General features: G+C 45.4%; 10 protein-coding genes and 1 tRNA gene. 7 read left to right on the forward strand and 4 right to left on the reverse strand.

The features are described 5' to 3' along the window. Window positions 1–139: 139 nt before the first annotated feature. Window positions 140–352 carry a 30S ribosomal protein S21 gene (rpsU, locus tag JHC35_RS03895; RefSeq protein ID WP_013458942.1) on the reverse strand — a complete coding sequence of 71 codons (213 nt, stop codon included), beginning with the start codon at window positions 350–352 and terminating at the stop codon, window positions 140–142. Between the two features lie 86 nt (window positions 353–438). Here rpsU and dnaG point away from each other — a divergent pair, with 86 nt between their 5' ends. Then, window positions 439–2,082, forward strand: a complete 1,644-nt coding sequence (dnaG, locus tag JHC35_RS03900; protein ID WP_295042192.1) for a DNA primase — start codon at window positions 439–441, stop codon at window positions 2,080–2,082. Window positions 2,083–2,198: 116 nt separating this feature from the next. Beyond that, window positions 2,199–3,170: an argininosuccinate synthase domain-containing protein gene (locus JHC35_RS03905; RefSeq protein ID WP_295042194.1), complete on the forward strand. Its 972-nt coding sequence runs from the start codon at window positions 2,199–2,201 to the stop codon at window positions 3,168–3,170. A gap of 1 nt (window position 3,171) precedes the next feature. On the opposite strand, the gene JHC35_RS03910 is transcribed toward JHC35_RS03905, so the two are convergent. Continuing rightward, on the reverse strand, window positions 3,172–3,435 hold the full coding sequence (locus tag JHC35_RS03910; RefSeq protein ID WP_295042196.1) for a heavy metal-associated domain-containing protein: 264 nt from the start codon (window positions 3,433–3,435) through the stop codon (window positions 3,172–3,174). Window positions 3,436–3,556: 121 nt separating this feature from the next. Between JHC35_RS03910 and JHC35_RS03915 the strand changes: the two genes are divergently transcribed. Next, a complete protein-coding gene (locus JHC35_RS03915) occupies window positions 3,557–4,246 on the forward strand; it encodes a sulfite exporter TauE/SafE family protein (protein ID WP_295042198.1) in 690 nt (229 codons plus the stop codon). A gap of 4 nt (window positions 4,247–4,250) precedes the next feature. On the opposite strand, the gene JHC35_RS03920 is transcribed toward JHC35_RS03915, so the two are convergent. Then, window positions 4,251–5,063: an HDOD domain-containing protein gene (locus tag JHC35_RS03920; protein WP_295042200.1), complete on the reverse strand. Its 813-nt coding sequence runs from the start codon at window positions 5,061–5,063 to the stop codon at window positions 4,251–4,253. 95 nt (window positions 5,064–5,158) lie between these two features. On the opposite strand from JHC35_RS03920, the gene JHC35_RS03925 reads away from it, so the two are divergent. Continuing rightward, the gene (locus tag JHC35_RS03925; RefSeq protein WP_295042202.1) at window positions 5,159–5,587 is read left to right on the forward strand and encodes a hypothetical protein; all 429 of its coding nucleotides are present in this window, start codon (window positions 5,159–5,161) and stop codon (window positions 5,585–5,587) included. On the opposite strand, the gene JHC35_RS03930 is transcribed toward JHC35_RS03925, so the two are convergent. Continuing rightward, entirely contained in the window at window positions 5,584–6,195 is a 612-nt protein-coding gene (locus tag JHC35_RS03930) for a hypothetical protein (RefSeq protein WP_295042204.1), read from the reverse strand. The two genes, JHC35_RS03925 and JHC35_RS03930, sit on opposite strands and share 4 nt — an antisense overlap. Before the next feature lie 97 nt (window positions 6,196–6,292). Here JHC35_RS03930 and JHC35_RS03935 point away from each other — a divergent pair. The 3 genes from JHC35_RS03935 to JHC35_RS03945 all read left to right on the forward strand — a co-directional run bounded on the left by JHC35_RS03935 (window position 6,293) and on the right by JHC35_RS03945 (window position 7,675). Beyond that, window positions 6,293–6,368: transfer RNA gene (locus JHC35_RS03935), tRNA-Ala, on the forward strand. Window positions 6,369–6,449: 81 nt separating this feature from the next. Next, the gene (locus JHC35_RS03940) at window positions 6,450–6,974 is read left to right on the forward strand and encodes a hypothetical protein (RefSeq protein WP_295042206.1); all 525 of its coding nucleotides are present in this window, start codon (window positions 6,450–6,452) and stop codon (window positions 6,972–6,974) included. A 14-nt stretch (window positions 6,975–6,988) separates the two neighbouring features. After that, a complete protein-coding gene (locus tag JHC35_RS03945) occupies window positions 6,989–7,675 on the forward strand; it encodes a TonB family protein (RefSeq protein WP_295042208.1) in 687 nt (228 codons plus the stop codon). Window positions 7,676–7,804: the final 129 nt, after the last annotated feature.

Consider the following 7,804-nt stretch of genomic DNA (forward strand, 5'->3'; position numbering starts at 1 on the left):
AGAGGTGCGCTAAAGAGCATGATGTAGCCTTGTGCAAAAATGTTTACACGAAGTGTATCACAGGGTTAGTAAAGGTTTTGTTACAAAGGGGAAATTCGGAAGGAGGAAAAGAGTAATGCAGGCGCCGAAGCGCCTGTCATTACAGGCGTGATTCGTAACGTCTCATCATATAAAGACGTTTCAACATCTTTTTGCGAGCGCTGATTTTGAATTGTTTACGCTTTTCGGTCTCTGTAACGTGGTTACGACGAGCACGAGCTTCAGTAACAATCAGATTACGATCTGTTTGTTTCTTGAAACGGCGGTAAGCTGCATCAAAATTATCATCTTGGCGTAAGATAATACCAGGCATGCAATCACCCACTTTCTATTTAAAATTTTCGAAATGGAATTATAGCATAAATTTACCGTAAAGCACTGTTACGCTAAAATCAAACCATGATTACTCAAGACTCCATCGAGGCACTCAAAGCCCGACTTGATATTGTCGACATTGTGGGTTCCTACATCGAGCTCAAACGTGCGGGAAGCAGCTTCAAAGCCCCCTGCCCGTTTCACGATGAGAAGTCCCCAAGCTTTGTCGTCAATCCCACTCGCCAAAGCTACCACTGTTTCGGCTGCGGTGCACACGGGGATAGCATCAAATTTGTCATGGAGTATGAAAAGCTCAACTATCCCGAAGCGATCGAAAAACTGGCCGCTTCTACCAACTTCACCCTCCACTATACCGACGACACCAAACAAAAAAAGCGTTCCAACCTCCTCGAAACGCTCAACGATTGGTACCAAAAGCTTCTGGAGCAAAATAAAACAGCGATGGACTACCTCCATGAGCGGGGCATTTACGCCTCCAGTATTGAGCGGTTCGGAATCGGATACGCTCCCACTTCTCCTGAGACGCTCCGGTTTTTAGAACAGCGCAAACTCCCGACTACCGAAGCACTCGAACAAGGGGCTATCGGGCGGGGAGATGACGGGCGGCTGTTTGCCCGCTTTATCGAGCGGATCACGTTTCCGATTCACTCTACCAGCGGTGCTATCGTCGGGTTTGGAGGACGTACGATTACGGGTCATCAGGCCAAATATGTCAACTCCCCCCAAAGCGCCATTTTTAATAAATCGCGTCTGCTGTACGCCTATCATCTTGCCCGCGAAGCAATTTACCGCCGTCGCGAAATCATCGTTACCGAGGGGTACCTCGATGTCGTCATGCTCCATCAGGCCGGCTTTACCCACGCCGTCGCGACACTGGGAACCGCGCTCACTGCCGAGCATTTACCGCTGTTGCGCAAAGGGGAACCGAAAATATTTTTGGCGTACGACGGTGATAAAGCGGGGCGTGCCGCTGCATTCAAAGCCTCAAAACTCCTCAGCATGTCTGGCTTTGACGGAGGCGTTGTTTTGTTTGAAGGGGGATTGGATCCTGCCGATATGATTAAAAACGGCCAAATAGAGGCGCTCAATGCCCTCCTGCACCGACCGATCCCTTTTATCGAATTCGTTATCTCGGAAATGATTTCCGCTTACGATCTGCAAGACCCAAAAGCCAAAGAGACGGCACTGCATGAAAACATCGCGTTTCTCAAAACCCTCTCTCCGCTGCTCCAAGAGGAATATCGTCCCTTTGTCGCCTCAAAATTGGGTATTTCACCTTCTCTTATTCATATAGGGCACAAAAAAAATACAACCGCCCAATCGATCAATTTTTCTCATCACGATATTTGGGAGTTGAGCTTTATCAAAACGATTTTAGAACGCCCCCAGCTACTCAACTCTCTGCTTAACTACATCGACGTATCGTTATTGCAATATCATGGAAACGAATTTGAAGCTGCCCTTCAAGGACGCAGTGATGATCCCCGCCTCAGTGCACTGATGATGGATGATCGGATTAGAGCATTTGAGGGTGATGAGGGGTTGAAGCAAGAGCTTATCACTTTCTTGGTTGCCCATTATAACCGTGAACTCAAAAAAGTCACAACGCAAAATACGGTATCATTCGATCAAAAATCGTATTTAATTCGTCAGTATCGGGATAAAATCGAGCGACTCAAACGGGGTGAATTGGTACCGCTGAGTTAATCTCTCGTTCGCCCTGAGCCTGTCGAAGGGTGAATCCGCTCATGGTTCGACAAGCTCACCACGAACGGAAATGACAATCAATATACGAAAATGACAATCAATATTTAGGAATACAAATGAAAGCCATAGCCTTGTTCAGCGGCGGTCTGGACTCCACCATCGCGGCTAAACTCATCATCGATCAAGGGATCGAAGTGATCGCCTGCAATATCAATACGGGATTCGGTTCGACGAAAGATCGTTTGGCGCACATGCAAAACATGTGTCAGCAAATCGGTGCCGAGTTTCGCAGTGTCGATATACGCGACGAGTATATCCGCGAAGTTCTTTTTACCCCGAAATACGGCTACGGGAAAAACTTCAACCCCTGCATCGACTGCCACGCCAAAATGTTTGAGGTCGCCAAACGGGTGATGGAAGAGTGGGGGGCAAGCTTTTTGATTAGCGGCGAGGTCTTGGGACAACGCCCGATGAGCCAAAACAGCGATTCACTCCAAAAGGTCCTCAATCTCAGCAACTGCGAGGGATTGTTGCTCCGTCCGCTCAGCGCGAAGTCCCTAACGCCGACTATTCCCGAAATCGAAGGGTGGGTGGATCGAGAAAAGCTCGAAAATATCAACGGACGCAACCGTGACCGACAAATGGAACTGGCAGTTCAGTTCGGGCTCAAAGACTACGAAGCTCCGGGGGGTGGATGCTTACTCACCGATGAAAATTTTTCAAATAAAATTCGCGATTTTATCGCACACGATACCTTTAGCGTCGAAGACATTCCGACCATTAAATACGGTCGCCAGCTGCGCCTCCCAGAGAAAGCGAAACTGATCATCGGACGCAATGCGGAAGACAATGAGATTCTCAAAGGGATTGAAAACGAAAAATACCTCCATATCACTACCGATTTGGTCGGTCCTCATGCGCTCATTTCACGCAACGCAAGCGAAAACGATAAACTTTTGGCGGCGAAACTGATATTGGCATATTGCAAAGCAGGCTTTGAGGGGGAACAGACCCTCGATTTCGGAGGAGTTTCACTCACAACGGTGAGCGATCTTTCGCGCAATGATGCGCAAAAGTATATGATCTGACTTATTTAGCAACGCTACAGCCGTAACCCGCTTTTTTAACCGCATCGCACATCTCTTCGGCTTTGGTGCCCTCAGCTGCTTTTACTTCCGCTTTTCCCTCTTTGAGGTAAACGGTGGTCTCTTTGACCCCTTTGACATCATTCAACGAACCTTTGACGTTTTTGACACATGCCGGACACATCATACCGCTTACGTTGAGCTTGACCAACTGATCGGCACTCGAAATAGCTACCAATGCTACCAAGGAGAAAAGAACTTTTTTCATTCGCGAATCCTTTAAATAATTTCATGCTATTGTTTCATAGAACAGTTAAATTTGTGTTAAGTCTTAACACTTTTGTAACAAAAATTATTTATACTACTAATATTTACGAAAAGGTTGCATTATGCACGGTATAGAGTGGTGGCTTATCATTTCGATTGCGTTTGCGGGAAGCTTCGGTCACTGCATCGGAATGTGCGGAGGTTTTATTGTCGCCTACAGTTCTACCAAAATCGATGCCTCTATGTCTCGCAGCGCACAGCTAATCCGTCACGGTGCGTATAATATCGGTCGTGTCAGTTCCTATATCGTATTGGGGATGATTTTCGGCGGAATCGGAGCACTGTTTAGTTTTAACATGCAGACACACGGCATTTTGTTCATTTTTGCCGGGATTGTGATGATTATCACGGCACTGGGAATGTTCGGTCTTTCCAAGCTGATTCATCTGCTGGAGAGAGGGTTTTCAACCAATCCTCTTTTTAAAACTCTCTTTTCACGTCTCATCAAAAGTAAAAGTATTGGAAGTTTTTATGCCTTGGGGGTGATGAACGGCTTTTTTCCGTGCGGATTCGTCTTTTTCTTCGCCGCGAAAGCCGCCGCGTCCGCATCGATCATCAACGGCGGAATCATAATGGCGGTATTTGGGCTCTCTACGGTTCCGACCCTTCTTGCACTGGGTCAATCGGTTAGCTTTTTTAAAGAGATCGCTTTTCGCCAAACGATGAACCGCATCGCCGCTCTGGCGATTCTTATCTATGGGATTTATAGTGTTTACTACGGTTTGGCCTACTTTTTTGACCTTCCGATGTGATAGATTAAAGTATTGATTTAACTTTCGAAACGGCCTCTTCGAATGCCGTTTTATTCAATCCGAAATGCTCGATTAGGCGTAGCGCCTCCATCATCCCCTCTTCAGTGAAAACACCTTTGATATTGGCGGCATGGACAATAACTCCCAATACTTTTGCATAAGGGTTTTGTGTTGATGGATTAGATACCTCACGCAACGCATCGATTAATGCCGATTCGAAGTTCCAATGCTCAAACATAGCGGCCGAAATTTCATAACCGGATGATCCCAGATAAGTGCGCTCTATAGCCTCGATAGATGTTCCGCATTGCGCTATTTCACTTGCGAACAAATCAGAGTTTCCACGTTTAAGGATATTCATAGAGACGGCAAGCTTTCCAAGTTCCATCAAAAAAGCAGCGCTTTGCAAGAGGGGAAGCATACTCTTGTCCACCTGACGATACCACTCTCGTGCTAATGCGGATTGAACCGAAGAGACCGTAGTCAACGCATCGATTGTTGTCCCATAAGGGCTCAAATCGATTGCCATCGTTTTTTTGATTGCACTGGCAGCCGCAAATCCACGGATCATTGCAATTCCAAATAACATAATGGCTTGCGGAATAGAGGATATCTCTCTACTCATCCCGTATAACGGTGAATTGACCGCTTTTAAGATATTGGCACTGAGCATTGGATCGTGCTCAATGACCCGACTTAGCTCATCAATATTGGTATCACTCTTCATACATAATTCTTGAATTTTAATCACAGAATCAGGCAGAGGGGGAAGGGTTTTGATCTCTTCAAGCATACCGATTTTACTCCCTGAACACATTTGTTAAGCAAGAGTGTACAGCGACTCATTTTAAACCCTGATTAGTTTGATACAATTAACGCCATACTAAAGAAGAGACATTTCAAGGAGGCTACATGGCAGGAGTAATGTTTTCATTTTATAATTTTTCATCATTAATCGATCTGAATATCGGGATATCCGATCGATTGGATGAAAACCGTTTCGAGAGTTTCACGATTCTATTTTGCGATTTTACGGGTATTTCTCAACCCATTGTAGAGGCAAATATGCAAAGTTTGCTTCGCACCTCCGATTCCATCGTCCATTGTGAGCACTACTACTTTTTCGTCATGCCCTATACCGATAGATACGGATGCGGAATTGTTAAAAAAATGGTAGAAGATCTTTTTGAACGCACTATCCCCTCTGCAGCGGTTTGCTACCCCTCAAACGGAGAAAATGGACCTGAACTGCTCGAAGCGCTTCACGCGGAGGCTAAAAAGAGCCTTGGTACCGATTTGGATTGCCTTTACAGTGTAGCGAACAAAGAACCGCAACTTTAAAAACGTTGCGGCGTAGAGGTAGGTTTAAACGTATAGTACGGCGAGTGCTTATAGTATTCAATTGCTTCATGTACATCGCCCTTGTGGACAAGATTACGGTCGTATACATAGGTGACATTCGTGCACGGCTGCGCTTTGCACGGTTCAGCTTTTGTCTCTGACACTACCGGAGCGACTGCGCTTTGCGGTGCAGGAGCAACTGCCGGAGTCTCTTTCACCGCTACGACTACCGTTTCTTCTTTTTTAGGTGATGGCTTCTCATCTTTATGCTCTGCAATCGGTTTTACTTCCACAGCCGCAACATGCGATTCGCATACTTTTGGCGTTGTTCGATTCACAGAACGGACAAAAGCATCTTTGCTAATGCTTTTTGCTTTTACGAGATCGTGTTTCGCCGCTTTGATCGACGGATATGCTCCTACGGTTACAATATTGCACTCACCCTCTTTTTTCTTTGTCGAAGGGAGAGCACTTTTTTGTACTTTTTTCTCAAAAGCGGGAGTAATAGAGGCCTCTTTTTGGGCACTGATTGTTTGAATTGTAAATTCCTCCGCACTCAACGTTACACCGAGGGTACCAAATATCATCATTAGGGCTAACTTTTTCATGCTCACTATATCGACACCTTTTCAAAAAAACTTTACTCTTTGGGTTTGCATTGACATTTAAGACCCCTTCGTCGTATAATTGCGCTCCAATAACTTTGGGCCCTTAGCTCAGCTGGGAGAGCGCTTCGCTGGCAGCGAAGAGGTCGTCGGTTCGATCCCGATAGGGTCCACCAGTTCTATTTTATCCCCCTTATTAACATTTGCATAATCAAACCTCACTATAATATCCCTAATTATTTTCTAGAAGGAACCTTATGAAACTTTCTCTTGCGCTTTCTACCCTCGTATTAGCTTCAAATTGTCTATTTGCAGCTCCAACTACCCTCGCTACCGTAAACGGTAATGCTATCACAACAAACGATGCCAATGCCTTTTTAGCAAAAGCGATCCCCGGAATGAGTTTTGATAAGCTTGATCCAAAGATGAAACACCAAGTGGTGGAACAACTCGTCAATCAATCTCTCATCAAAAATGAAGTTCTCAAAAGCGGGCTTCAAAATACTCCGGCCTTCAAAGCGCAATATGCAGCTATCAAAGATGATTTGGCCGTAGATATGTGGATCAAACAGCAAATGAGTAAAATCACGGTAACCGATAAAGAGACGAAAGATTTTTACGATGCAAACAGCGATAAAATGAAACAGGGGGATAAAAAAGTCCCTTATGAGCAGGCCAAAAAAGAGATTTCACAATACATCAAAGTAGAAAAATTTAAAGCGCTCATGAATAAAACAACCGAAAGCCTCCGGACTGCGGCAAAAGTTGAAATAAAAATCTAAGTTTTTTAAAACACGTGCGCATCACAAAATCGTTTTTTCTCTCGATAGGTATCCATTTTGGACTCGCGGTTCTCTTAATCGGAATATTCAGTGCAGTCCAAAAAAACCTATCCGATTCGCCTCAAAAAATCAAACTAAAACTGTTGTTGGATACCTCTTTTCCAGAACCGGCTGCCTCCCCTTTGCCTCAGCCAAAACAACCCGTACAAAAGCTTTCAGCCCAACCCATACCGCATCAGCAGCCTAAAATCAGCCCGCAGATGAAAACGGCTGTACCTCCAAAAGCGGTACAACCCTCGCCCATAACAGCTCCGCAGCCGATTCCGACAGTTACCGCTCCTCTACAAAAACCGACTGAAACGATTCCCGTTTCGACACCAAAAGCACCGCCGCCGCCACCACCTGCGCCGAAAGTAGAAGAAAATTACGAAGAGGAAAATCTCGGAAAAATCCGATCTATCCTCGCAGAGCGGTTAAAATATCCCAAAAATGCCCTTCGACTAAAACAACAGGGGGAATGTATAGTGACATTTACCCTCGAACCCAGCCGTGAAGTGAATCAAATACGGATCACCCAAAGCTCAGGCTTCGATATGTTGGACGATGCGGCAAAAGAGTTGATTGAAACTTCATCAAGCGAGTTTCCAAAACCAAAAAAATCGGTCCGTATCAGTGTCCCGATCTTGTACAAACTCCGCTAACTATCCTCTCGCCGCCAAACCGATCGAAAGGGCTTTTTCTATCTCATGGGCATGTTCGGGATTTTGCATCCGAAGTGTTTTTTCAAACCGTAAGATTAGCTTGGAATCGGTATGAGGGTGGATACACAA

Origin of the sequence: Sulfuricurvum sp., from assembly GCF_022759005.1 — a bacterium.
In the GTDB taxonomy this organism is placed as follows: domain Bacteria; phylum Campylobacterota; class Campylobacteria; order Campylobacterales; family Sulfurimonadaceae; genus Sulfuricurvum.

Excerpts from the sequence above, each read along its gene's own strand:
- rpsU (WP_013458942.1), bottom strand. The coding sequence starts at position 352 with ATGCCTGGTATTATCTTACGCCAAGATGATAATTTTGATGCAGCTTAC.
- dnaG (WP_295042192.1), top strand. The coding sequence starts at position 439 with ATGATTACTCAAGACTCCATCGAGGCACTCAAAGCCCGACTTGATATT.
- JHC35_RS03905 (WP_295042194.1), top strand. The coding sequence starts at position 2,199 with ATGAAAGCCATAGCCTTGTTCAGCGGCGGTCTGGACTCCACCATCGCG.
- JHC35_RS03910 (WP_295042196.1), bottom strand. The coding sequence starts at position 3,435 with ATGAAAAAAGTTCTTTTCTCCTTGGTAGCATTGGTAGCTATTTCGAGT.
- JHC35_RS03915 (WP_295042198.1), top strand. The coding sequence starts at position 3,557 with ATGCACGGTATAGAGTGGTGGCTTATCATTTCGATTGCGTTTGCGGGA.
- JHC35_RS03920 (WP_295042200.1), bottom strand. The coding sequence starts at position 5,063 with ATGTGTTCAGGGAGTAAAATCGGTATGCTTGAAGAGATCAAAACCCTT.
- JHC35_RS03925 (WP_295042202.1), top strand. The coding sequence starts at position 5,159 with ATGGCAGGAGTAATGTTTTCATTTTATAATTTTTCATCATTAATCGAT.
- JHC35_RS03930 (WP_295042204.1), bottom strand. The coding sequence starts at position 6,195 with ATGAAAAAGTTAGCCCTAATGATGATATTTGGTACCCTCGGTGTAACG.
- JHC35_RS03940 (WP_295042206.1), top strand. The coding sequence starts at position 6,450 with ATGAAACTTTCTCTTGCGCTTTCTACCCTCGTATTAGCTTCAAATTGT.